Genomic DNA, 24,453 nt, shown 5'->3' on the forward strand with positions numbered 1-24,453 from the left:
TCTGAACATGGGGGGACCATCCTCCAAGGCTAAATACTACTCATCGACCGATAGTGAACCAGTACCGTGAGGGAAAGGCGAAAAGAACCGGGGTGACCGGAGTGAAATAGAACCTGAAACCGTATGCGTACAAGCAGTGGGAGCCCCCTCGTGGGGTGACTGCGTACCTTTTGTATAATGGGTCAGCGAGTTATTTTCAGTGGCGAGCTTAACCGTGTAGGGGAGGCGTAGCGAAAGCGAGTCTTAATAGGGCGCCATAGTCGCTGGGAATAGACCCGAAACCGGGCGAGCTATCCATGACCAGGCTGAAGGTGGGGTAACACCTACTGGAGGGCCGAACCGGGATCTGTTGAAAAAGATTCGGATGAGTTGTGGATAGGAGTGAAAGGCTAAACAAGCTCGGAGATAGCTGGTTCTCCTCGAAAGCTATTTAGGTAGCGCCTCGTGTGATTACTCTCGGGGGTAGAGCACTGTTTCGGCTAGGGGGTCGTCTAGATCTACCAAACCAATGCAAACTCCGAATACCGATGAAGTACAGCACGGGAGACAGACGGCGGGTGATAACGTTCGTCGTCAAAAGGGAAACAACCCAGACCGCCAGCTAAGGTCCCCAAGTCATGGCTCAGTGGAAAACGATGTGGGAAGGCACAGACAGCCAGGAGGTTGGCTTAGAAGCAGCCATCCTTCAAAGAAAGCGTAATAGCTCACTGGTCGAGTCGGCCTGCGCGGAAGATTCAACGGGGCTAAGCCATGCACCGAAGCTGCGGATTCGGCCTTTGGCCGAGTGGTAGGGGAGCGTTCCGTAAGCCTGCGAAGGTGGATCGTAAGGTCCGCTGGAGGTATCGGAAGTGCGAATGCTGACATGAGTAACGACAAAGCGGGTGAAAAACCCGCTCGCCGAAAGCCCAAGGTTTCCTGCGCAACGCTAATCGGCGCAGGGTTAGTCGGCACCTAAGGCGAGGCCGAAAGGCGTAGTCGATGGAAAACGGGTTAATATTCCCGTACCCGTACCAACTGCGATGGGGTGACGGAGAAGGCTAGGTCAGCCGGGTGTTGGATGTCCCGGTTTAAGCAGGTAGGCGGATCCCTTAGGCAAATCCGGGGGGTCAACGCCGAGATGTGACGACGGCGCTGTAGCAATACAGCCGAAGTGATTGATGCCATGCTTCCAAGAAAAACCTCTAAGCTTCAGGTTGGATCGGGCCGTACCAAAACCGACACAGGTGGGCAGGGTGAAAATCCCAAGGCGCTTGAGAGAACTCGGGTGAAGGAACTAGGCAAAATGGTACCGTAACTTCGGGAGAAGGTACGCCTTAAGTAAGTGAAGTCCCCGCGGATGGAGCTGAACAAGGTTGCAAGAAAACGGTGGCTGCGACTGTTTATTAAAAACACAGCACTCTGCAAACACGTAAGTGGACGTATAGGGTGTGACGCCTGCCCGGTGCCGGAAGGTTAATTGATGGGGTCAGCGCAAGCGAAGCTCTTGATCGAAGCCCCGGTAAACGGCGGCCGTAACTATAACGGTCCTAAGGTAGCGAAATTCCTTGTCGGGTAAGTTCCGACCTGCACGAATGGCGTAACGATGGCCACACTGTCTCCACCCGGGACTCAGTGAAATTGAATTGGCTGTGAAGATGCAGTGTACCCGCGGCTAGACGGAAAGACCCCGTGAACCTTTACTATAGCTTTGCACTGGACTTTGACTTCGCTTGTGTAGGATAGGTGGGAGCCTGTGAAACCGGGACGCCAGTTCCGGCGGAGGCAACCTTGAAATACCACCCTGGTGAATTCGGAGTTCTAACCTGGATCCGTTATCCGGATCGGGGACCGTGCATGGTGGGTAGTTTGACTGGGGCGGTCTCCTCCCAAAGAGTAACGGAGGAGCACGAAGGTGCGCTCGGCACGGTCGGACATCGTGCTATGAGTGTAAGAGCAAAAGCGCGCTTGACTGCGAGACATACAAGTCGAGCAGGTACGAAAGTAGGTTCTAGTGATCCGGTGGTTCTGTATGGAAGGGCCATCGCTCAACGGATAAAAGGTACTCCGGGGATAACAGGCTGATACCGCCCAAGAGTTCATATCGACGGCGGTGTTTGGCACCTCGATGTCGGCTCATCACATCCTGGGGCTGTAGCCGGTCCCAAGGGTATGGCTGTTCGCCATTTAAAGTGGTACGCGAGCTGGGTTTAGAACGTCGTGAGACAGTTCGGTCCCTATCTGCCGTGGGCGTTGGAGATTTGAGGGAAGTTGCTCCTAGTACGAGAGGACCGGAGTGAACGAACCTCTGGTGTTCCGGTTGTCACGCCAGTGGCACAGCCGGGTAGCTATGTTCGGACAGGATAACCGCTGAAAGCATCTAAGCGGGAAGCCCCTCCCAAGATGAGATCTCCCTGGGACCTCGAGTCCCCCGAAGGGCCCTGGTAGACCACCAGGTTGATAGGCTGGGTGTGGAAGTCCAGTAATGGATGAAGCTAACCAGTACTAATTGCCCGTGAGGCTTGACCATATAACACCCAAACGGTGTGGTGTTGACGCATTACGCGACGTGTACGTTTTCCAGAGTTGTTGAGCTACGCTCCGACCGACCAGTTTTGCCTGGTGGCCATAGCGAGCGGGAACCACCCGATCCCATCCCGACCTCGGAAGTGAAACCGCTTAGCGCCGATGATAGTGTGGTTACCCATGTGAAAGTAGGGAACCGCCAGGCATCCAAATAGAAAAGCCCCGCGTCCTCCATAGGACGCGGGGCTTTTTCTTTGTCTGGCGCTAAAATGGGCCATGGTTGACACCCTCACGCCCGCCGAGCGCAGCGAACTCATGGCCCGGGTCCGCTCCAAGGATACCCGGCCGGAAATCCTGGTGCGGCGTTTGGTCCATGCCATGGGCTACCGTTACCGCTTGCATGTGAGGCGCTTGCCGGGTTCCCCCGATTTGGTATTTCCACGCCTGCGTAAAGTGCTGTTCGTGCATGGCTGTTTCTGGCATCAACACCCGAACCTGGAATGCAAGATCGCCCGGTTGCCCAAATCGCGGCCGGAGTTCTGGCGTCCCAAATTGGAAGGCAACCGCCGCCGCGATAAGCGGCAGCAGGAAGCCCTCCTCGACCTGGGGTGGCGTTTCATGGTGGTATGGGAATGCGAGACCTGGGATATTCCCGGCCTGATAGAAAAGATACAGATGTTCCTGGCGGAGGATGAATAAACCACATGCGGGCGGTCGAGTTATTCGCCGGAGCGGGCGGCTTGGGGATGGGGATCAGCCGGGCCGGGTTCGAGCCTTTGGCGGTGATCGAGTGGAACCGCCATTGCTGCCATACCCTGCGCCAAAACCAGGCCAGGCGGCTGGAACCCGTGGCGCATTGGCCCTTGGTCGAAGGCGATGTCCGCGCTTTCGATTTCCGCGCGATCCGGGGCGGGGTCGATTTGGTGTCGGGGGGGCCGCCTTGCCAGCCGTTTTCGCTCGGGGGCAAGCATCGCGGCTATCTGGACGAGCGCGACATGTTCCCGCAGGCCATCCGGGCGGTGCGCGAACTCCAGCCCAAAGCCTTCATGTTCGAGAACGTCAAGGGACTGACCCGCGCCAGTTTCATTCCCTATCTCGAATACATCCGCCTGCACCTGTCCTATCCCGAAATGACACCCCGGCCCGGCGAAGATTGGGCCGCGCACCGGGCCCGTTTGGAGAAGCACCATTCGGGCGGTAGGCACGACGGCTTGCATTACCACATCCTGACCCGCGGCTTGCTGAATGCCGCCAACTACGGCGTTCCCCAGCGCCGCGAGCGCATTTTCCTGGTCGGGTTCCGCGCCGATCTGGGTATCGAATGGTCCTTCCCCGAACCTACCCACGACCTGGACGCCCTGTTATGGTCGCAATGGCGTAGCGGCGAATATTGGGAACGCCACCGGATCGCCCAGCGCCACCGGCCCGAGGGAGGCAAGGCCAAGGCCCGCGCCCTGGCCCTCGCGGAAGCGCCCCGCTCGCTCCCCTGGCGGACGGTGCGCGATGCCATCGAGGATTTGCCCGACCCGGAAACCCAGCCCACGGCGGTCGGAGTCCACGCCAACCACCGTTTCCAGCCAGGCGCCCGCAGCTACCACGGCCATACTGGCAGTCCTTTGGACGAACCGGCCAAGACCTTGAAAGCGGGCGACCACGGGGTTCCGGGCGGGGAAAACATGCTGCTGCGCCCCGATGGTTCGGTGCGCTATTTCACGGTGCGGGAAAGCGCCCGCCTGCAAACCTTCCCGGACGATTTCCGGTTCGAGGGTTCCTGGACCGAATCCATGCGCCAGCTCGGCAACGCCGTGCCGGTGGAACTCGCCGCCATCGTGGCGGGCAGCATCAAGGCCCATCTTGTCCAGGCGGCGACCCCGGACCGCGCCTAATGCCGGGCTATCTGGAATTCGAGTTCGATCTGCCCGCCGCGCTCTTGCGGAATCTGGTCGAGGTGTTCGGCGCGATGGAGGCCGCGCCTTTGTTGCCTGGCAATCTCGTGGGGATTCCCGAGACCCAGGGTGTGTATCAACTGCTATTGCGCGGCGATCTGGTCTACATCGGCAAGACCGACGCCGAGGCCGGTCTGCGCAAGCGGTTGGAACGCCATGCCCGCACCATCCAGCACCGCGTCAAGCTCGACCCCGCCGAGGTGGCTTTCAAGGCGGTGCGGGTGTTCGTGTTCACGGCGATGGACCTCGAAACCCAACTCATCAAACACTACGGCCAGATCGCGCCGCTACCGTGGAACAACAGCGGTTTCGGCTCGAACGATCCGGGCCGCGAACGCGATACCACCAATCTCAAGCCCGAGGGGTTCGACGCCCAGTATCCGGTGGATATCGACCGCGGCATCGAACTGGGCCTGCCTTTTCCCGCCACCGCCGCCCTGGCCTGCGCCTTGCTCAAGGAGTGTTTGCCGTATACGTTCCGGGTCGAGAACGCCGGGCGCGGCAGTCGCAAACCGCATCCCGACCTCGTGAACACCCAGGTCGTCCCGCCTCCCAAACCCTATACCACCCGCCAATTCATCGAAGCCATCCTCAAGCGCTTGCCGCCCGGTTGGCAGGCGACCGCCCTCCCTAGCCGGGTGATCCTTTATAAGGAGGCGCGGGCCTATGCCTTCGGGACGGTGATCGCGCGTTCGGATTGAACGTCCCCGTCGCAAGCCTCCCGCAAGGCTTCCAGCGCCGCGCCCAGGGCGGCGAAGGGAACCACGGAGGTGGCGGCGGCATCGGTCAATTCCCGTGCCAGCCGTTGGAAGCGGGCCAAGCGGGTTTGTAGGGCGGGGGCGGCGAACAAGGCCGCGGGTTCCGGGACACCTTGCCGCGCTAGGCAGGCGCCGAAACGGACCGGGGCGGTTTGGAACCGGTCGAGCCAGGCCAGTTTTGCCTGACGTTCCCAGCGGTCGCGGGGCTGGACCGCCGCCAATAACGTAATCAAACGCGGCAATCCGAGCTGGGCGGCGATGGCGTCGGACAAACGGGCCGCCTCGGCCAGCGCCAAACCTTGGGATTCGGCCCATTCCAGCAAGGCCGGGAATTCGCCCAGCCGTTCGGCATGGACCAGCAAGCGCGCCTGTGCCTGGGTGAATCCCGCCGCGATCAATTCGGCCAGGGTTCCGGTGGGGGTGGAACCTGGGGTTGCGGCCAGATAATCCAGATACTCCCGCAAGCCCCCAAGCCCGGCTTCGACGGCTGGGATGGAATTCCGGTCCAAAGACCGACGGCACGCCTCCGCCAGCAGCCGCTCCAGCCGCAACAGCCCATCGTATTGCCGGTCGCTTGTCCAAGACCCATCCAACTGGCGGATCTGTTCCCGCAAGGCGGCTCCCCCGACAAGGTGGTCGAACCGCGCATAGGCCGCCGCGGCCCGCGCCAATAAAGCCGAATCCAGTTCTTCCACCCAGGCCAGGAAACCCACCCCGGCTTGGTCGATGACCGTGTTGGCGATCTGGGTGGCGGTGATTTCCCGCGCCAGGGGATGTCCTGGCAGATAAGCGCCGAACTCCTCCCGCAACGGTCCAGGAAAATAGGCCGACAGATGATCCCGGCCCCACTCTCCCGGAAATTCCGGGCGGTCCAGCAAGGCCCGCTTCAATGCCAGCTTGGCGTAGGCCATCAACACCGCGAGTTCCGGGCGGGTGAGTCCGCCGCCCCGCGCCAGGATGTCCTTGCGGCTGGGGAAGGATTCGACCGCCCGGTCCAACAGCCCCGCGTTGGCGAGCCGGTCGGCCACGTCCAGGAAGGGTTCGGCGTCCAAGGCGCAGCGCTGGCGGTCCAGCGACAGGCAGAGGCTTTGCGCGGCGTTGTGGGCCAGCACGGACTCGACCACCGCTCCGGACAGGTCGGCCAGCCTGCGGTTCCGCTCCGATTCGTCCTCGACGAGACCGCGTTGGCGCAACAGGGCCAGCAGCATCTTGAGGTTGACCTCGTGGTCGGACAGGTCCACCCCGCCGGAATTGTCCACGGCGTCGGTATCGATGCGGCCTCCGGCCAGGGCGTATTCGATGCGGGCTTTCTGGGTGAAGCCCAGGTTCGCGCCTTCCCCGACCACCTTGGCCCGGACCTGGCCCGCGTCGATCCGCACCGCGTCGTTGGCGCGGTCGGCCACCGATTCATGGCGCTCGGAACCGGCTTTGACATAGGTGCCGATGCCGCCCAGCCACAGTAGATCGACCGGCGCGGCCAACAGCAGCCGGATCAATTCCTCGCCATCGACCGAGGCATGGCGCAGGCCCAGCCAAGCGCGGACGGCGGGCGACAGCGGAATATCCTTGGCGTCGCGCGGAAACACCCCGCCACCCGGCGAAATCAAGGCGCGGTCATAGGCTTCCCAACCGGGCGCGGCCAGCTCGAACAGCCGTAGGCGCTCGCGGAAGGACACCGCCGGATCGGGGTCGGGATCGAGGAAGATTTCGCGCGAGCCGAAAGCCGCGAGCAAGCGGATATTTTCCGACAACAACATCCCGTTGCCGAACACATCGCCGTCCATGCTGCCGATGCCCACCACGCTGAAGGGGCGGTCCAGCGCCAGCCCGGCCTCGCGGAAATGCCGTTTCACGCATTCCCAAGCGCCCCGCGCGGTGATGCCCAGTTTTTTGTGGTGGAATCCCCACGAGCCGCCGCTGGCGAAGGCATCGCCCAGCCAGAAGCCATACTCGGCGGCGATGCGGTTGGCGGTGTCGGACATCCGCGCCGTGCCCTTGTCGGCGGCGACCACCAGGTAAGGATCGGCGGCGTCGTAGGCGATGCGGCGGTGGGGCGGTTCCACGGCGGGGTTGTCGGTCAGGTCGAGCAAGCCCCGCATCAGGGTGGCGTAGGCGGTTTGCGCCAGCCGCTCGCGTTCTTCCGGGCGCGGTTCGCTGGAATTCAACACGAAGCCGCCCTTGGCGCCCAAGGGCACGATGAGCGCGTTCTTGATCATCTGGGTCCGCATCAGGTCCAGGATTTCGCTGCGGAAATCGTCGGGCCGGTCCGACCAGCGGATGCCGCCCCGCGCCACCTTGGCCCCGCGCAGATGGATGCCCTCCATCAGCCGCGAATGTACGTAAACCTCGAACAAAGGCCGGGGCGCGGGCATATTGATGATGCCCAGGCTGTTGATCTTGAAGGCGATGGCGTGTTGATCCGGGGCTTTGGGCAGGTAGTAGTCGGTGCGGAGGGTGGCGTCGATCAGGTTGAACACATCGCGCAGGATGCGGTCCTCGGCGCTGTCGGCCACGCCGTCCAGGAGGGCGGAGAGTTCCTGCCGCAGCGGCGAGAGGGCTTCTTCCTCGCGCTGGCCGGGCGTGTCCCAGCGGCCATCCGGCTCGAAGCGGGCGGCGAAATAGCGGAACAATAAGCGGGCCACCCCAGGGTGGGCCAGCAGGGCTTGGTGGAAACGGAAGCGGCCAAAATGGCTGCCCAGTTGGAAGTAATAGTTGCGGTAGGCCCGGAACACATCGATTTCGCGCCAGGACAGCCCCGCCGATAGCAGCAGGCCGTTCAGCGCGTCGTTGTCCACCCGGCCCGCCAACAGCGCGTCCAAGGCTTCCAATACCTGGGCCTTATACGCCAGCGGATCGACGCCGGGGGCTTGCGGCCGCACCGCGAAACCGCGCAGGCACCAGCGCCGCGCCCCCAGTTCCAGCCGGAACGAGCTTTGGTCCAATACCCGGAAACCCAGGCTTTGAACCAGCGGCATGATTTCGTCCAGCCCGCGTTCCCGCCCACTATAAAGCCGCAGTTGATGGTAGCCACCCAGGTCGGGATCGGGTTCCCACAGGTCGAAGCCTTCGCCGCCATCCCGGTCCAGGGCGGCGAGGCGCAGGGCGTCGCGGGCGGCGAGTCCGGGCGGGGTGGTGGCGCGGTATTCCGGGGCGAAGACGGCGCTGGCGAGCGAATCGGGGCAGGGCTGGCCGGAGGCGGCCAGCCTACGGGCGAGGTCGGCCTTGAAGGCGCGTTCCCAGGACATGGCGGAACTCCCCCCGCGGGTTCGGGCGCGGGTGTTATTCGAGTTTTTTATACATTTCCAGCACGTTGCCGTTATCGGTCTTGCGATAGGCGACGGTGTCCATGAGGGTGCGGATCAGGAAGATGCCCCGGCCCCGTTCGCAAGGGTCGTCGAAGTCGGGGGCGGGCACGGCATCGAGGTCGAAGCCCTGGCCCTGGTCGTGGACATGGATGTTGAGTTCCTTGTCCGCGATGTAGATGCAGACCCGCACGGTTTTGCGGGGTTGGTTTTCGGGGCAATGCTCGATGGCGTTGACCATGGCCTCGGTCAGCACCAGGTTGAGATGGTAGGCGAGGGCGTCGCGGTCGCCGCTGTAGCCGTCCAAGACCCTGGCCAATTGCTCGGCGATATTGCCGATCAGGCCCAGATAGCGGGTCTGGTTGGGCACCACGATATCCAGGTGTATGCAGCAGCCTTCTTCGCACATGGCCACGTCCTCGCTTAGGCTTTGTTGAGGGCTCCTTCGACGCTGGGGTAGATATCGAACACCCGGTGCAGCCGGGTCAGTTCGAACATCGATTGCACCCTGGGCTGGAGTCCGGCCAGCACGAACGAACCCGACCTGAGCGAGGCGTTCTTGTAGCCGGAGAGCAGCGCCCCCAGTCCGGAGCTATCGATGAAGCGGACGCCCGCCAGATCGACGATGAGTTGGGTGTCGCCGTTTTCCAGGAGTTTGAGGATTTGGTCCCGGAGGTCGCTGGAATTGTGGGCGTCCAGCCGTTCTTCCTTGAGGCTCAGGACCGTTTTGCCGTCGTGTTTTGCGGTCGCGATTTGCATCTTGGCACCTTGTGGAGTTCTTGCGGAGCGGGGCGCGGTTTTTCCTTGCGGTGACGGCGGACCCTGCCCGCATCGGTGGGCGGGGGGGCCGGGCGATCCCCTGGTCCAAGCGGCATGGAATCCCGGTCCTGCCTGCTTAGACGGGGCGGGGCGCGGTGGAATTCAATCGTCCGCGGCCCTCAAGGAGAATATAAACCATGGCCGACCGGATGGGAGGGTCCGGGGTGCTGGCTTGCTTCATATATGGGAGGTCCGGCATGTTTTCCCGCGCTGATTTTCGGTTTGGCCCCGCCTTGGCCGCGGCCTTGTCCTTGGCCGCGCCGTGCGCCGATGCCGGCCGCGTGTTCCCGCCGCCCGGCATCGTGGGCGGCGACGACCGCGCCCCCTTGGATTCGACCGCCTGGCCCTGGCAGGCCATTGGCCGGCTCAACCAACCCCATGGCGGCTATTGTACTGCTACTTTGATCGCTCCCGACGCCGTGCTGACGGCGGGTCATTGCCTGACCGACCGCCGCACCGGCCAGCGTCTGGCGGCGCGGGATTTGGTGTTCGTGGCCGACCTCCGGCGCGACGACGATTTGGGCTATGCCCGTGGCCGGACGCTGGACCACGCCCCGCCCGCCGACCTGGGGACGGCCCCTGGGCTGGAAGCCCTGGCCGGGGATTGGGCGGTGGTCCGCCTCGAACATCCCCTGCCGATCCGGCCCGTGCCGATCCGCCCGTTGCCGGACGCGGGGCCGTCCCCCCGGCTGCAACGGGCCGGTTATGGTCAGGACCGGCCCAACCTCCTCTCCCTGCACGATGGCTGCCGGGTGAGTGGCAGGCTGGCGGAAGGCCGGGTGCTGGTCTGCGATTGCGACGGCACCCACGGCGATTCCGGCTCGCCGCTGTTGCTGCGCGAGGGGGGACGGGCCTGGATCGTCGGCGTGTTGTCCGCTGTCGGGGTGGGCGGTGGCGGCAATTACGCCGTCCATGCCGCCGTGTTCCAGGGCGCGCTGGCCGGATCGGTACCGCCGCGCCGCCCCTAACCGGGGTTCCCGGCGGCCCGCTCGCCGCGCTTGCTCTTCCAGGGCAATCCGCCTACCCTTGCCCCGACGCCAGCCCGCCCCCAGCCCGACCGGCCACCGTCCCGTCGTTCCATCCTTCCAATAGCCATAGTCAAGGAAATTTCATGGATACCAGCTATCTCTCCGATCTGCAAAAGCGCTTCGGCCTATCCGGCACCGTGGATTTCACCGAGCGGCACGGGATGCCGGTGGTGGAGGTCAACAACGCCCAGGGTTCCGGCGTCCTGGCGTTGCAGGGGGCGCAATTGCTGACCTGGGCGCCCAAGGATCAAGCGGCCGTGGTGTGGCTGTCGCCCCAGGCCAAATTCGCCTGCGGGAAATCGGCGCGGGGCGGGGTGCCGATCTGCTGGCCCTGGTTCGGACCCCATGCCGAGGAGTCCGCGTTCCCGGTCCATGGTTTCGCCCGCACGGCGGCGTGGGAGGTGATCGAGGTCGCCACCCTGGAGGGCGGGGCCAACCGGCTCGGTTTCCGGCTGCTGCGCAAGGACGCCGACGACCTGTTGTGGCCGCATTGCACTCCGCTGGAAGTGCGCTACACCCTCGGCGCGGCCCTGGAAATCGAACTCGGCACCCGCAGCCGCAGCCCGAATCCCCTGGTCCTGGGCGAGGCGCTGCACACCTATTTCGCCGTCGGCGATGTGCGCGAGGTCCGGGTGCTGGGCCTGGACGGCGTGGAATATATCGACAAGGTGGACGGTGGCCGCCGCAAACGGCAGGCCGGGCCGGTCACGGTGGGCGGCGAGGTGGACCGGGTCTATCTGGGCACCGAGTCCACCTGCCTGATCGAGGACCTGTCCCTGAACCGCCGCATCCGCATCGAGAAGAGCGGCAGCCGCGCCACCGTGGTGTGGAATCCCTGGGAGGACAAGGCTGCCAAGCTGGGCGATTTCGCGGCGGGCGGCCATCTCAAGATGCTCTGTGTCGAGAGCGCCAACGCGGCGGACGCCGCCGTGGTGCTGGGACCGGGCGAGGAACACCGGCTATGGGTGCGCTATTCGGTGGAGCCTTTGGCGTGAGGTCCAGGGGCGGCCCCGCTTGATCGATATCCTCTATCAGGACGACTGGCTGGTCGCGGTGCATAAGCCGGCGGGACTCTTGGTGCATCGCTCCGCCATCGACCGCCATGAAACCCGCTACGCCTTGCAAATGACCCGCGACCTCCTGGGGCGGCGGGTGTATCCGGTGCATCGCCTGGACAAACCCACCGCCGGGATTTTGATATTCGCCCTGGAGGTGGACATGGCCCGGCGGCTGACCGGCTTGTTCGCCGGGGGCGGTGTCGAGAAACTTTACACCGCCGTGGTACGCGGCCATACCGCCGGGCGGGGCGTCATCGACTACGCCCTGGCCGAGGAGGCCGACCCCATGACCGATGCCCTGGCCCAACCCGGCAAACCCGCCCAGCCCGCCCTCACCCATTACCGCCGCCTCGCCACCGCCGAACTGCCGTTTCCGGTCGGGCGCTATGCCAGTTGCCGCTATTCCTGGTTGGCGATCTCGCCCAAGACCGGGCGCAAGCACCAAATCCGCCGCCATATGAAGCATATCTTCCATCCCGTGGTGGGCGACACCAGCCATGGCGATGGACGGCATAACCAATTCTTCCGCGGGCATTTCGGCTGCCACCGGCTGTTGCTGGCCGCGGTCCGGCTGGGTTTCGTCCATCCCGCCACCGGCGTTGGCTTGGCGCTCGCCGCGCCGCTCGACCCGGAATTCCGCGCCGTCCTGGCCGGGCTGGGCTGGAATCCCGCCGCCCCCCTGGATTTTCCCCTCCACCCCGATGGCCCCTGATCCCATGTCACAACCGCCCAATACCCGCATCATGGCCTTGTACTGCGACTTCGAGAACGTCGCCCTCGGCGTCCGCGCCCTGAAATCCAAAGCCTTCGATATCCAGAAAGTGCTGGAGCGCCTGCTGCTCAAGGGCAATATCGTCGTGAAAAAGGCATATTGCGACTGGGAGCGTTACAAGGAATTCAAGGCCGCGATGCACGAGGCGGCGTTCGAACTGATCGAAATCCCCCATGTACGGCAATCGGGCAAGAATTCCGCCGATATCCGCATGGTGGTGGACGCCCTGGACCTCTGCTACACCAAGGCCCATGTCGATACCTTCGTCATCATCAGCGGCGATTCGGATTTTTCGCCCCTGGTCAGCAAACTGCGCGAGAACAACAAGTTGGTGATCGGCGTCGGGGTGAAGGAATCGACTTCCGACCTGTTGATCGCCAATTGCGACGAGTTCATCTATTACGACGATTTGGTGCGCGAGACCGAATCCAAGGAACAGCGCAAGGCCAAGCGCAAGCCCAAGGCCGCGTCCGCCAAGGCGGCCAAGGCGCCCGCCGAACCCGTGGCCGAACCGGCCAAGCCGCCCGATAAGCGGCAACAGGCCTTGGATTGGGTGGTGGAGACGGTGGAGGATTTGTTCGAGGAACGCGGCGACGAAGGCAAGGTCTGGGGTTCGATGGTCAAACAAGCGCTCAAGCGGCGCAAACCAGGCTTCAACGAAACCTACCACGGCTTCCGCAGCTTCGCCGACTTGCTGGAAGAGGCTCAGGCCCGCAAGCTCCTGGCCTTGGAATTCGACGAGAAGTCGGGGGGGTATATCGTGCAGGGCTTGGCGCGGGAGGATTGAGGCAGCGGATAAACCTGGCTTGGATTCGGCGAGGTTGGGCGGCGATACTGGCAGAGCCGCCGTCGCCGGAATATTGGTTAATGCAAGCTTGTTCGTGGGGGTGGCGATAAGCACCTGTTTCGATGGAGGCCCATTAAATCAATGGCTTGCGTGGCGTGGGGGCTGGAATTCCAATGTCTTTAAAAATTTACAAGTCCATGTTGTGCTGTTGGATTGAATGAGAAAGCGTATTTGAAACAAAGAGATAAAGTTTTGGTATGATATGTGCTTTATATAATGCTACGTTAAGATTGAGCGAAAGCCGATCCGCTTGGCTGGAATGATGACCGGACAGAGTGGGTAGGCTTGTGGGAATAAAATCGGCGTTTGGTTGGGTAAGGGCGACCGCTTCGGGTTTCCCAAGATCTCGGGGTTGTCACCTTATGATCGCTTCCATGAAGGCGCTTACTTTTGTGCAGGAAAAAACCATTATGAAATCTTTATTTCTTAAAGCCGCCGTGTTGACTATGGCGACCGGGCTTTCGGGCACCGCACAGGCGATCTCGCTTTTGATCGATGATTTCAATACCGATCAACTTGTTTCTGACGTAGCGGGAGGCTCGCCAAGTACTCAAGCCGAGAATAATTTTTCGGGCACTAGCCTGGTTGGCGCTGATCGTACGGTTACCGTCAATGCGATTGACAATCCTGGTATCGGTGGCACCGCCAGGTTGAATGCCGAATTCACCAATGGCTTGCCCGGCGATGGTATCCTGGGCATATCGGCTAACTCCGCCTCCTTGGGTGGAACCGTCCAGATTACTTATAACGGCTTTGCCAGCACCGATTTCACCCTTGCGGGTACCTCGATCGCCATGGATGTGGTGAGTGTGGACACGGGGGTTAGCGTTTCCGTTCTAGTGAACGGCACCTCTACGTCCGGTACCGTGCCTTTTGCTGGCTCCGGTGTATTTGACGTAGGGTTTAACGAATTCAGCGATCCTAGCGTCTTTACCCATGTGACTTCCATTGTTTTTACCTTCTCCGGTAGCACGCCTTACGACGCCAATTTCCAACTTCTGCGCGTGTTCAATAATCCGGAACCCGCCACCCTATTCCTGCTGGGGGCTGGCTTTGCGGGTATGGCCGCCCGCATCCGCCGCAAATCCATTTAAAAACCGACTTCCGAGCGCAGACAAAAAAGGTAGCCCTGCCTACCTTTTTTGTTGCCACGGGAGGGGGAATGTAGGACCGGACCGGTCCGTCTGTTGATTTTTACAGCTAAAACCGACCGGTTCAGCGGGAATACGCGGATTTCGAGTCCCCGTCCATTGAATATCAAAAAACGCCGCCGTCTGGGCGGGATATTTTCTGGCTTTGCATATGATTTTTTTGTCCGAATTTTTAACAACCGGCGATGCCGATATGGGCGGCTGGTATACGGCCCTAGCTAGACCAATGAAATATAACTATAAATTCTCGTGGGCATGGAAGCTGCTAATATATTGATACCTTTCTAATCAACGTCATCAGCAGTCTTGGGAGTCGTCTTCCGACCCCGCTTTGCACGATGGAGCAAGCGATCATGTTTAACCGAAAACCAGCCCACTTGGCCCTGTTGGCCGTTTTGGTCGGCGCATCCACGGGTGCGGACGCCCTCATGGTGGATAATTTCAAAAACCCCAATCCCGCCAACGAGGCTTTTTTGAACCAGCCGACGGACACGTCGGCTTGGTCGACGGATGACGCCGCGAGCGGGGCTATCGGTGGCTATCGGGACCTGTATTTGAAAAATCCTAGCGGGGGTTCCGATGGTACATTCACCTGCCTTTCCGCCGGCAAGGACTCGGCCGATTGCGCCCCCTATATCGGAACCACCGGCTTGGTGATATACAACGCGGGCGATGTCAATGCCAACGCGCAGGTGTTATGGAATGGCACCAATGGCGCGACCGAGGCCGATTCGGCCACGCCCGCGATGGGCTTGACCGGCGTGAACCTCTACGAGAACAGCCTCAATCCCGCGATCCACGACGCCCAAGGATTCTATTTGGATTTGAACTACCTGACCGCGGGCGTGGACCTGACCATCACCGTGTGGTCGAATTCGGGCGCGGTGTCGGCCAGCAGTACGCTGCACAATTTGCTGGATTGTCCCCTCAGCAGCCCTCCGTGCGGTTCCCTCTATAAGTTTTTCTCCTTCAGCAGTTTCACGGGCGGCGCGGTGGACTTCGCGGATGTCAACGCCATCGCCCTCAGCATCAGCGGTCCGCTCGGGTATTATCTCGAAGCCACCTCCCTGGAGACCCGTACCGATCCGGGCGTCCCGGAACCCGCCACCCTGGCGCTCACCGGCCTCGGCCTCGTGGGCATGGGCTGGTCCTGCCGCCGCAATGCCAAGCGATAGGCCACCACCAACACGGGCATAAAAAAACCGGGTCGTCCCCGGTTTTTTTATGCCCCGCTATTTCTTCGCATGTTTCATCAGCCTGCGCCGCTTGCGGATTTGCCGTTCCGTGAGCGGGTTGCGGCGGCCCTGGTAGGGATTGTCCCCGCCCTTGAATTCCAGCCGGACCGGGGTGCCGTGCAGGTCCAGCGCCTCGCGGAAGGCGTTGCCGAGGTAGCGCTTGTAGCTGCCGGGGATTTCGTCGGTCTGGTTGCCGTGGATGACGATGGTGGGTGGGTTGCTGCCGCCCTGGTGGGCGTATTTCAGCTTGATGCGGCGGCCGCGCACCAGGGGCGGCTGGTGGGCGGCGACCACGTCCTGGAGCAACCGGGTCAGCCGGGCGGTGGACATGTCCAGCATCGAGGCGGCGTACACGCCCTCCACGGCGTCGAACAAATTGCCGACCCCGGTGCCGTGCAGGGCCGAGATGAAATATTTCTCGGCGAAATCGACGAAGCCGAGCTTGAGGTCGATCTGGCGGCGGATTTCTTCCTTGTGATCGTGGGCCAGGCCGTCCCATTTGTTCAGGCCGACGATGAGCCCCCGGCCGATCTCCAGCACCATGCCCAACAGGGTCGCGTCCTGGTCGGTCACGCCTTCGCGGGCGTCGATGATATAGACCACCACATGGGCCTTCTCGATGGCCTGCATGGCCTTGATGACGCTGAACTTCTCGATGGTCTCGGCGATGCGGCCGCGGCGGCGGATGCCGGCGGTGTCGATCAGGGTGTAGGGCTTGCCCTGGCGCTCGAAGGGGATATGGATGCTGTCGCGGGTGGTGCCGGGCTGGTCGAACACGACCACGCGCTCCTCGCCCAGCATCCGGTTGACCAGGGTGGATTTGCCGACGTTGGGACGGCCCACCACGGCGACATGGATGCCGGGGGCCGCGTCGGCGGAATCTTCCGGGTCTTCCGCCGGGAGCTTGTCCCGCACGGCGTCGAGCAGGGCGTCTATCCCCAGGGCGTGGGAGGCGGACAGGGGATGCGGCTCGCCCAGGCCCAGGGCGTGGAACTCGTTGGCGGCGAGGGTCTGGCCGGGCCGGTCGAGCTTGTTCACCGCCAGCAGCACCGGCTTGCCGATCCGCCGGAGGTGGGCGGCGATGGCCTCGTCCCCGACGTTGAGGCCGTCGCGGCCATCGACCAGGAACAGCACCAGGTCGGACTCTTCCAGCGCGACCCGCACTTGGCGCATGGCCTGCTCGTCGATGCCGAGTTCGGTTTCGACGATACCGCCGGTATCGACCACGAAGAAATTCCGCCGCCCGCCGCGCTTGACCCGGCCATATTGGCGGTCGCGGGTCAGGCCGGGGTAGTCCGCGACCAGGGCGTCGCGGGTTTGGGTCAGATAATTGAACAGGGTGGATTTCCCCACATTGGGGCGGCCCACCAGGGCGACTACGGGTAACATGGCTACTCCAGCGCGACGGCGGCCAGGACGCCGCCGGCGGTATATACGTAAATGATATCGTCGTAGACGACGGGCGCGGCGCGGATCGGCTGGTCGTCGTCCAGGCGCACCCGGCCCAACAAGCCGCCGTCGTCCTGGGATAGCGCGTGCAGGTAGCCCTCGAAATCGCCCAGCACCAGATAATCCTTGACCAAGGCGGGGACGGTGAGGCGGCGCATGTGCAAATCGGTTTGTTTCCACAGATCGTTGCCGCTGTGGATATCCAGTTCCCAGACATCGCTGTTGGCATCGGTCAGGAACAGGCCGCGGCGGTCGCCGGCCAGGCCGTGGCTGGAATAGACCTGCTCCTGCCGCCACGCCACATCGCCACCGTGCAGGTCGACCGCCGCCACGCCCGCCTGATAGCCGGTGACATAGGCGGTGTCGCCCTTGATATAGGCGTCGGCGTCCAGTTCGACCAGGCGCTCGACCTCGGAACGGCCATGGGGGAGGGCGACCACGGCTTCCCAGGCCGGTTTGCCGTCGGCGAGCCCGAGCGCGACCAGCTTGCCGCCGCCGAAGCCGTCCAGCACCAGATCGTCCGCGAGGGTCGGCGAACCCAGGGAGCGCACCGACAAGGGCGGGATGCTGCGTTCATAGGACCAGCGGGTGCCGCCGCTCTGTTCGTCCAGGCCGATCACCCGGCCATCGCTGGTGCGGACCACGATGGTATGGCTCTCGACGCGGGGCAGGGCCAGGATTTCGCTGGTCAAGGTGGTTTTCCAGGCCAGCGAGCCATCCAGCGCGTTCAAGGCCACCAATTCGCCGTTGCTGGTGCCGAACAAGAGCTTGTCGCCCGCCGCCACCGGACCCGAGGAGAACGCGAATTCGGTTTCCACCGACCAGAGCTTATCGCCCTTGAGGCGGTTGTGGGCCTCGACCACGCCTTTGCGGTCGGCGGCGTAGACCCGGTCCTCGGTCACGGCGGGCACCAGGTTCACCACTTGTTCATCGTAGCCGTCGCCGATGGTGGCGTCCCACAATACCGTGAGCTTGACCTTGGGTTCCAGGGGTTGCAACTCGTTGGGTGGGTCGGCGTTGTCGGTGCCGGAGATCAAGCCTTGCACCGATTCGGCCAGGTCCTTGAACGCGCTGAATTCGGCGCAGCCCGACAACACTCCCAAGCTCAGCAAAAGAAGGGTCAGGCGCATCAGTTCGCCGTGCCGGGCAGGTCGTTGAGTTTGAGTTCCAACAGGGGGGAGTTTTCGCCGAGTTCCTTGGCTTTCCCGTAGGCGAGGCGGGCATCCGCCGGACGTTTGGCGGCGGCGTAGAGATCGCCCTTGAGTTCCTCGTACAGCCCGGCCAGCTTGCCGGCTTGCTGGTCGGTGACCGGCTCGATCAGCTTCAAGGCCGCGTCGGTTTCGCCGCCCGCCAGCAAGGCCCGGCCCAGCCGCAGCCGGGCCAGGGCTTTCAGGTTGTCGTCGTGGCTCTTGGCGAGTTCCTCTTCCAGGGCTTGTTTGGCCCCGGCCAGATCGCCTTTGTCGGCCTTGGCCTTGGCGAGGAAGAGCCGGGCATATTCGGCATAGCTGGTCGAGCCATATTGCTCGATGAGGCGCTCGCTCAGCTTGAGGGCCGGGTCGGTCTGCCGGGCTTCCGAGGCCTTGAGCAATTGCTGGTAGAGGTTGCTGGCCTGTTCAATGGCGCCACGGCGGTTGTTTTGCCACATGTTCCAAGCGCCCACCATGGCGAGCCCGAGCAGGACGCCGACGAACGCCGATTGCTTGTTGGTTTTCCACCAGCGGTGTAGCGCTTCGAGGCGCTCTTCTTCGGATAAATCTTCCATTCCGGTCCCCTCGCCGTCAGATGAGTTTTTGTAGGAAAGGCACTAGTTCCGCCTGGGCCAGCGTGGTTTGCCCGGCGTCGGTGCGGAGGTGCTTGATACCGATGTTCAGGTCGCGGGCCTCGTCGTCGCCGAGGATCAAGGCCACCTGGGCACCGCTCTTGTCGGCCCGCTTGAACTGGCTTTTGAAGCCGCCGCCGCCGCGATGCTCTTGCAGGCGCAAGCCGGGCAGGGCGTCGCGCAGGGATTCGGCCAGGGCCACGGCCTTGCGTTCGGCCAGCGCGCCCACGCTGATGAGATAGGCGTGCGGCTGGGCCGCCGCCTCGAAGCGCTCGGGCTCGTCCAACAGGTCGATGAGCCGCTCCATCCCCAAGGCGAAACCCACCGCCGCCGAACCCTTGCCGCCCAGTTGTTCGATCAGCCCGTCGTAGCGGCCCCCGGCGCAGACCGTGCCTTGGGCGCCCAATTCCTGGGTGACCCACTCGAACACGGTGCGGCAGTAATAATCCAGCCCGCGCACCAACCGGGGATTGACCCCATAAGCGACACCGGCCTCGTCCAGCCGTTCCAGCAGCCCTTGGAAATGGGCCTTGGATTCTTCGCCGAATTCCTCGGCCAGCACCGGCGCGCCTTCGATGACTTCCCGCAGGTCGGGATTCTTGCTGTCGAGGATACGCAGGGGATTGGTTTCCAGCCGCCGCTGGCTGTCCTCGTCCAGCTTTTCGTAATGGGCGCGGAAGTATTCGACCAACTTGGCGCGGTAGGCCAGACGCTCTTCCGCCGTGCCCAGCGAGTTGATCTGCAATTCCAGCTTGTGGCCTAGCCCGAGTTCGCGCCACAGGCGGCGGCACAGCAGGATCAATTCCGCGTCGATATCGGGGCCGGGCATTCCGTAGGCCTCGACGCCGAGTTGGTTGAACTGGCGGTAGCGGCCTTTCTGCGGGCGCTCATGACGGAACATCGGCCCGGCGTACCACAGCCGGTGGGCTTGGTTATGGATCAAACCATGTTCCAAACAGGCCCGCAGGCAACCCGCCGTGCCTTCCGGGCGCAGGGTCAGGGAATCGCCGTTGCGGTCCTCGAAGGTATACATTTCCTTCTCGACGATATCGGTCACTTCGCCGATGGAACGCTTGAACAACTCGGTCTTTTCCACCAGCGGCATGCGGATTTCGCGGTAGCCATAGGCCGCCATGACCCGGCGCAGGACCGCCTCGACATGGTGCCAGCGCGGCGTTTGGTCCGGGAGGATATCGTGCATCCCGCGGATCGCCTGGATGTTTTCAGCCATTGATACTCCTGATGAAGATTCGCCCCGGCGGGACCGGGGCGGCGGATGCTCGGGGCTATTTGCCGCCGGGGAAGCGCTGCCTGAGCGTGGTGGCGTATTCCTGGGCGGTTTCCTCGTTGCCCAGCGCGGTTTCGATTTCGATGCCGAGCTTGAGGGCTTCGGGATTGGGACCGGCGGCGGCGAAATAGCGTTCCAGGAAGGCCCGTGCCGACATGAGTTGGCGGTTCTCGCGGCTCAGTTTCGCCATTTCCAGCAAGCTGGGCGGGAAGTTGGGCGCGGCGTCCAAAGCCTGCCGCAAATAGCCTTCGGCCTCGGCTTTCTTGCCCGCTTTGCGGGCGCAGATGCCGGCATTGGTCAGCGCCACCCAGGGTTGGTCGTACAGCTTGTTGCCGATGATCTGGTCGAATTGCTCGAAAGCGTCCTGGGTCTTGCCCCGGTTGCACAGGAAGCGCCCGTAATTGTTGCGCGCCCCGTAATTATCGGGCTTGAGCGACAGCGCCTTCTTGAAACTGGTGTCGGCGTTGGGGTAGTCGTCGATACGCTCGTAGAGGACGCCGATGGAGTTATACGCCTCGCTGTTGTCGTCGTCCAAGTCGATGGCCCGCTTCATATCCTGCAAGGCGACTTCGTAGCTGCCCGCTTCCATGTATTTCACGCCTTTTTCGACGTAAATCTTGGAAGCCTCTTGCGGGCTGTATTTGGCGGGCGCGGGTTGCGGCAAGGTTTGGATGGTTTGCGGACTCGACGAACAGGCTCCGAGCAAGCTTGCGAAAACCCAGACGGTCGAGCGGCGGACGTTCATGGCGCGGCGGTGGCGACCTGGTGCAGGCGGATTTGCCTGCGGGTGCGGTCGTTGACCTTGCCCACCAACTGCCCACAGGCCGCGTCGATATCGTCGCCGCGGGTCTTGCGGGTGGTGGTGATGAGTCCCGCCTGTTGCAGGATTTCGCTGAACCTCTTGAGGTTTTCCGGGGTGGAACAGCAGTAGTCGGTGCCGGGGAAGGGATTGAACGGGATCAGGTTCACCTTCGAGGGCACATGGCTGAGCAGGCGCACCAGCGCCTTGGCATGGGCCGGGGTGTCGTTGATGCCATCCAGCATGACGTATTCGAAAGTCACCTTGCGGCGGCCATCCTGGCCGATATAGCGCTTGCAGGCGGCCAGCAATTCCCGGATCGGGTATTTGCGGTTGATCGGCACCAGCACATCGCGCAGTTCGTCGTGCGGCGCGTGCAGGGACACGGCGAGGCTGATATCGGTGACTTCGGCCAGCCGGTCCAGCGCGGGCACCACGCCGGAGGTGCTGAGCGTCACCCGCCGCTTCGATAGCCCATAGGTGAAATCGTCCAGCATCAACGAGATGGCGGACACCACGTTGTTGAAGTTGAGCAGGGGTTCGCCCATGCCCATCAGCACCACGTTGGTGATGCGGCCTTCGCCCAATTCGCGCTGCGCGGTCCAGACCTGGCCGATGATCTCGGCCACGCTCAGATTGCGGTTGAAGCCTTGCTTGGCCGTGGAGCAGAACGAGCATTCCAGGGCGCAGCCGACTTGCGAAGAGACGCACAGGGTGCCGCGGCCTTCCTCCGGGATGAACACGGTTTCCACCCGGTTCTGGGCGTCGGTTTGCAGCACCCATTTGCAGGTGCCGTCGGCGGATTTCTGCGCCAGGACGATTTCGGGGGCGCGGATTTCGCAAGTGTCGGCCAACTTGGCGCGGAATACCTTGCTGAGGTTGGTCATCGACGCGAAGTCGTCGACCCCGCGTTGATGGATCCATTGCAGCAACTGCGAAGCCCGGAACGGTTTCTCGCCGATCCCGGCGCAGAAGGCTTCCATGGCCTTCCGGTCGAGACCGAGCAGGTTGGTGGTTCCGGGTGCTTCGCCGGGATTAACGGGTGCGGGGGCAGAGTTCATTCGGCTGGAAGAAGTAAGCGATTTCCTGCGCCGCCGTTTCCGGGCTGTCGGAGCCATGCACGGCGTTCTCGTCGATGCTGACGGCGAAGTCGGCGCGGATAGTGCCGGGGGCGGCGTCCTTGGGGTTGGTGGCACCCATGATTTCGCGGTTCTTGAGGATGGCGTCCTCGCCTTCGAGGACTTGGACCATCACCGGGCCGGAGATCATGAAGCCGACCAGATCATTGAAAAAGCCGCGCTCGCGGTGGACGGCGTAGAAGCCCTCGGCCTGTTCGCGGCTGAGGTGCAGCATCTTGGCCGCCACGATCTTGAGTCCGGCCTGCTCGAAGCGGCTGTAGATCGCGCCGATCACGTTCTTGGCGACAGCGTCGGGCTTGATGATGGAAATGGTGCGTTCGACCGCCATGGAATCTCCTGGGTTCTCTGTTGTGAAGCTGGAAGGCCCGCCCGCCACGAGGCGGGGAAAAGCTGCGGATTTTACTGGAATTATGTGCGGGAAGTAAGAAAACCCGCGTCAGACCGCGAAACTTTCGCCACAGCCGCAGGTGGCCTTGATATTGGGGTTGTGGAATTTGAAGGCTTCGCTGATGCCTTCGCGGCGGAAATCGATTTCGACGCCGTCCAGGTAGGCGAGGTCGCCTTGTTTGACCACGACCTTGGCCCCGTGCTGCTCGAACACCGCGTCGTCGGCCTCGACGGCGTCGGCGTAATCGACCACGTAGGCGAAGCCGGTGCAGCCGGCGGGCTTCACGCCCAGCCGGAGCCCTAGCCCGGCGCCGCGTTTCGCCAATTGCTTGGAGACCTGGGCCGCGGCGGGTTCGGTGAGTATGATGGACATGGTGGGGAATCCTCTGGGTGGGGATGGAATGTGTCGGGCTGTGTGCTTAGACGGGGGTTCCGCCAGTTTATCACGAGGTTTCAGCCGCGTAGGGTGCAGGCCAATGATCGCAAAACCGCCAGGAAGCGCTCGATATCGGCTTCGGTGTTGTCCTGGCCCAGGCTGGCGCGGATAGCCCCCTTGGCTAAATCCGCCGGAATGCCCATGGCGGTCAAGACCGGGCTGGGCTCGCCGCCACCGCTGGCGCAGGCCGAACCGCTGGAGACCGCGATGCCCTGGCGGTCCAGGTTCATCACCAGGGTTTCGCCGTCCAAGCCTTCGAGGGCGAATTGCACGGTATTGGGCAGGCGTGCGGCCCGTTCGGCGAAAATCTTGATTCCGGGCAGTTCGCGCAAGCCCGCTTCCAGGTATTGGCGTAGGCGGAGTAGCAGGGCGCTACGGGCTTCCAGTTCGGCCAGCGCCAGTTCCGCCGCCTGGCCGAAGCCGACGATCGCCGCCACGTTCTCGGTGCCGCCGCGCTGGTCGCGCTCTTGTCCGCCGCCGTGCAGCAGGGGTTCGAGCGGCACCGAGCGGTCCACCACCAAGGCACCGACGCCCTTGGGACCATAGAGCTTATGCGCCGATAAGCTAAGCAAATGCGCCCCGCTGCGCTTGAAATCCAGCGGAATCTTTCCCGCCGCCTGCACCGCGTCGCAGTGCAGGAAGCCGCCGCGTTCGGCCACCCACGCCGCCAGCGGGCCGATGGCGTGGATCACGCCGGTTTCGTTGTTGGCGAGCATCAGGGAGGCGAAGCGGAAGCTATCGAACGGGAGCGAATCCAGATCGGCGGTATCGGGTTGTCCATCGCGGTCCACCGGCAGGGTCGCCACCCGCCAGCCCAGTTGTTCCAGGAAGCGCAAGGGTTCGCTGACGGAGGGATGTTCGGTGGCACCGGCCACGGCGAGGCCGTGCGGCAGGCCGAAGGCCAGGCCTTTCAGCGCGAGGTTGTTGGCCTCGGTGCCGCCGCTGGTGAAGATGACTTCGGCAGGATCGGCCCCGACCAGGGCCGCGACTTGTTGGCGGGCGGTGTCGATGGCGCTACGGCTCAGGCGTCCGAGCTTATACAGTCCGGACGGATTGCCATAGAAAGCCTGGAGATAAGGCCGCATCGCCTCCAACACCCGCCCGTCCAGCGGGGTGGTGGCGTTGTGGTCCAGATAGACCATGGTCTTTGGGGATCACATCATGAGGTCGCGTTGCAGCGGTATGTCCAAGCCGAAGGTGGCGGCTTGCTTGTCCTGGCGTTCGGCGACCTGGCGGACGTTCTTGCGTTGCAGGACATCTTGCAGGCTGATGGAATCCAAGTATTGGCGGATTTGGTCGCTGAGGCCCATCCACAGATCGTGGGTCAGGCAGGGCTGGCTGTTCTGGCAGTTGCCCTTGCCGCCGCAGCGGGTGGAATCGATGGTCTCGTCCACGGCGGCGATGATATCGGCGATGCTGATCTGGCCGGCGTCGCGGCTCAGTTGGTAGCCGCCGCCCGGACCCCGGACGCCCTCCACCATGCCGGCCCGGCGCAGGCGTGCGAACAACTGTTCCAGATAGGACAGCGAGATATGCTGTCGCTTGGCGATGTCGGTCAATGTCACCGGCCTTTTTTCGCTATGATAGGCAAGATCAAGCAAGGCGGTGACCGCATAGCGGCCTTTGGTGGTTAAGCGCACGGTGTGGCTCCCTGGAATTCACACGGATAGCATGTAAATTGTAGGGTTACATATCCTAGCAAAAGAGTCAACTATTTC

General features: G+C 62.9%; 22 protein-coding genes and 2 rRNA genes (1 of these 24 running past the window's edge). 11 read left to right on the forward strand and 13 right to left on the reverse strand.

Annotated features, from left to right (window positions below):
- The 5 genes from K5658_RS01700 to K5658_RS01720 all read left to right on the forward strand — a co-directional run.
- A 23S ribosomal RNA gene (locus tag K5658_RS01700) occupies positions 1 to 2,506 on the forward strand (it extends 385 nt beyond the left edge of the window).
- An 88-nt stretch (positions 2,507 to 2,594) separates the two neighbouring features.
- Positions 2,595 to 2,707: ribosomal RNA gene (rrf, locus tag K5658_RS01705) — 5S ribosomal RNA — on the forward strand.
- Positions 2,708 to 2,778: 71 nt separating this feature from the next.
- A complete protein-coding gene (locus K5658_RS01710) occupies positions 2,779 to 3,201 on the forward strand; it encodes a very short patch repair endonuclease (RefSeq protein WP_221065269.1) in 423 nt (140 codons plus the stop codon).
- Positions 3,202 to 3,206: 5 nt separating this feature from the next.
- Complete coding sequence (locus K5658_RS01715) at positions 3,207 to 4,388, forward strand: DNA cytosine methyltransferase (RefSeq protein ID WP_221065270.1); 1,182 nt, start codon at positions 3,207 to 3,209, stop codon at positions 4,386 to 4,388.
- Entirely contained in the window at positions 4,388 to 5,149 is a 762-nt protein-coding gene (locus tag K5658_RS01720) for a GIY-YIG nuclease family protein (RefSeq protein WP_221065271.1), read from the forward strand. The genes K5658_RS01715 and K5658_RS01720 overlap by 1 nt, the downstream gene beginning before the upstream one ends.
- Here K5658_RS01720 and K5658_RS01725 read toward each other — a convergent pair.
- The 3 genes from K5658_RS01725 to K5658_RS01735 are packed head-to-tail and all read right to left on the reverse strand — an operon-like array spanning position 5,113 to position 9,267.
- Entirely contained in the window at positions 5,113 to 8,451 is a 3,339-nt protein-coding gene (locus K5658_RS01725) for an NAD-glutamate dehydrogenase domain-containing protein (protein WP_221065272.1), read from the reverse strand. The genes K5658_RS01720 and K5658_RS01725 overlap by 37 nt on opposite strands.
- A 34-nt stretch (positions 8,452 to 8,485) precedes the next feature.
- Entirely contained in the window at positions 8,486 to 8,917 is a 432-nt protein-coding gene (locus K5658_RS01730; protein ID WP_221065273.1) for an ATP-binding protein, read from the reverse strand.
- A gap of 14 nt (positions 8,918 to 8,931) precedes the next feature.
- The gene (locus tag K5658_RS01735; RefSeq protein WP_221065274.1) at positions 8,932 to 9,267 is read right to left on the reverse strand and encodes an STAS domain-containing protein; all 336 of its coding nucleotides are present in this window, start codon (positions 9,265 to 9,267) and stop codon (positions 8,932 to 8,934) included.
- Between the two features lie 257 nt (positions 9,268 to 9,524).
- On the opposite strand from K5658_RS01735, the gene K5658_RS01740 reads away from it, so the two are divergent.
- From K5658_RS01740 to K5658_RS01765, 6 genes are all read left to right on the forward strand, one after another.
- The gene (locus tag K5658_RS01740) at positions 9,525 to 10,295 is read left to right on the forward strand and encodes a trypsin-like serine peptidase (RefSeq protein WP_221065275.1); all 771 of its coding nucleotides are present in this window, start codon (positions 9,525 to 9,527) and stop codon (positions 10,293 to 10,295) included.
- A 143-nt stretch (positions 10,296 to 10,438) separates the two neighbouring features.
- The gene (locus tag K5658_RS01745) at positions 10,439 to 11,350 is read left to right on the forward strand and encodes a D-hexose-6-phosphate mutarotase (protein ID WP_221065276.1); all 912 of its coding nucleotides are present in this window, start codon (positions 10,439 to 10,441) and stop codon (positions 11,348 to 11,350) included.
- Positions 11,351 to 11,369: 19 nt separating this feature from the next.
- On the forward strand, positions 11,370 to 12,125 hold the full coding sequence (locus tag K5658_RS01750) for a pseudouridine synthase (protein ID WP_246628543.1): 756 nt from the start codon (positions 11,370 to 11,372) through the stop codon (positions 12,123 to 12,125).
- Between the two features lie 4 nt (positions 12,126 to 12,129).
- On the forward strand, positions 12,130 to 12,972 hold the full coding sequence (locus K5658_RS01755; RefSeq protein WP_221065277.1) for an NYN domain-containing protein: 843 nt from the start codon (positions 12,130 to 12,132) through the stop codon (positions 12,970 to 12,972).
- A 422-nt stretch (positions 12,973 to 13,394) separates the two neighbouring features.
- A complete protein-coding gene (locus K5658_RS01760; protein WP_221065278.1) occupies positions 13,395 to 14,126 on the forward strand; it encodes a PEP-CTERM sorting domain-containing protein in 732 nt (243 codons plus the stop codon).
- 410 nt (positions 14,127 to 14,536) lie between these two features.
- Entirely contained in the window at positions 14,537 to 15,358 is an 822-nt protein-coding gene (locus tag K5658_RS01765) for a PEP-CTERM sorting domain-containing protein (RefSeq protein ID WP_221065279.1), read from the forward strand.
- Between the two features lie 57 nt (positions 15,359 to 15,415).
- On the opposite strand, the gene der is transcribed toward K5658_RS01765, so the two are convergent.
- From der to iscR, 10 genes are all read right to left on the reverse strand, one after another.
- Positions 15,416 to 16,807 (reverse strand): ribosome biogenesis GTPase Der, encoded by a 1,392-nt coding sequence (gene der / locus K5658_RS01770; protein WP_221065280.1) that lies wholly within the window; start codon positions 16,805 to 16,807, stop codon positions 15,416 to 15,418.
- 2 nt (positions 16,808 to 16,809) lie between these two features.
- Positions 16,810 to 17,997 carry an outer membrane protein assembly factor BamB gene (gene bamB, locus K5658_RS01775; protein ID WP_246628544.1) on the reverse strand — a complete coding sequence of 396 codons (1,188 nt, stop codon included), beginning with the start codon at positions 17,995 to 17,997 and terminating at the stop codon, positions 16,810 to 16,812.
- A complete protein-coding gene (locus K5658_RS01780) occupies positions 17,997 to 18,629 on the reverse strand; it encodes a YfgM family protein (protein WP_221065281.1) in 633 nt (210 codons plus the stop codon). Before K5658_RS01780 ends, bamB begins: the two co-directional genes overlap by 1 nt.
- A gap of 16 nt (positions 18,630 to 18,645) precedes the next feature.
- Positions 18,646 to 19,917, reverse strand: coding sequence for a histidine--tRNA ligase (gene hisS, locus K5658_RS01785; RefSeq protein ID WP_221065282.1), 1,272 nt, complete (start codon positions 19,915 to 19,917; stop codon positions 18,646 to 18,648).
- A gap of 55 nt (positions 19,918 to 19,972) precedes the next feature.
- Complete coding sequence (gene pilW / locus K5658_RS01790) at positions 19,973 to 20,719, reverse strand: type IV pilus biogenesis/stability protein PilW (RefSeq protein WP_221065283.1); 747 nt, start codon at positions 20,717 to 20,719, stop codon at positions 19,973 to 19,975.
- Positions 20,716 to 21,834, reverse strand: a complete 1,119-nt coding sequence (gene rlmN, locus K5658_RS01795; protein ID WP_221065284.1) for a dual-specificity RNA methyltransferase RlmN — start codon at positions 21,832 to 21,834, stop codon at positions 20,716 to 20,718. Before rlmN ends, pilW begins: the two co-directional genes overlap by 4 nt.
- On the reverse strand, positions 21,809 to 22,240 hold the full coding sequence (gene ndk / locus K5658_RS01800; protein WP_221065285.1) for a nucleoside-diphosphate kinase: 432 nt from the start codon (positions 22,238 to 22,240) through the stop codon (positions 21,809 to 21,811). Before ndk ends, rlmN begins: the two co-directional genes overlap by 26 nt.
- A gap of 108 nt (positions 22,241 to 22,348) precedes the next feature.
- Positions 22,349 to 22,672 (reverse strand): HesB/IscA family protein, encoded by a 324-nt coding sequence (locus K5658_RS01805; RefSeq protein WP_221065286.1) that lies wholly within the window; start codon positions 22,670 to 22,672, stop codon positions 22,349 to 22,351.
- 80 nt (positions 22,673 to 22,752) lie between these two features.
- Positions 22,753 to 23,877, reverse strand: coding sequence for a cysteine desulfurase family protein (locus tag K5658_RS01810; protein ID WP_221065287.1), 1,125 nt, complete (start codon positions 23,875 to 23,877; stop codon positions 22,753 to 22,755).
- A 12-nt stretch (positions 23,878 to 23,889) separates the two neighbouring features.
- Entirely contained in the window at positions 23,890 to 24,375 is a 486-nt protein-coding gene (gene iscR, locus K5658_RS01815; RefSeq protein ID WP_221065288.1) for a Fe-S cluster assembly transcriptional regulator IscR, read from the reverse strand.
- Positions 24,376 to 24,453 lie beyond the last annotated feature (78 nt).

Origin of the sequence: Methylomagnum ishizawai (genome assembly GCF_019670005.1) — a bacterium.
In the GTDB taxonomy this organism is placed as follows: Bacteria; Pseudomonadota; Gammaproteobacteria; order Methylococcales; family Methylococcaceae; genus Methylomagnum; species Methylomagnum ishizawai.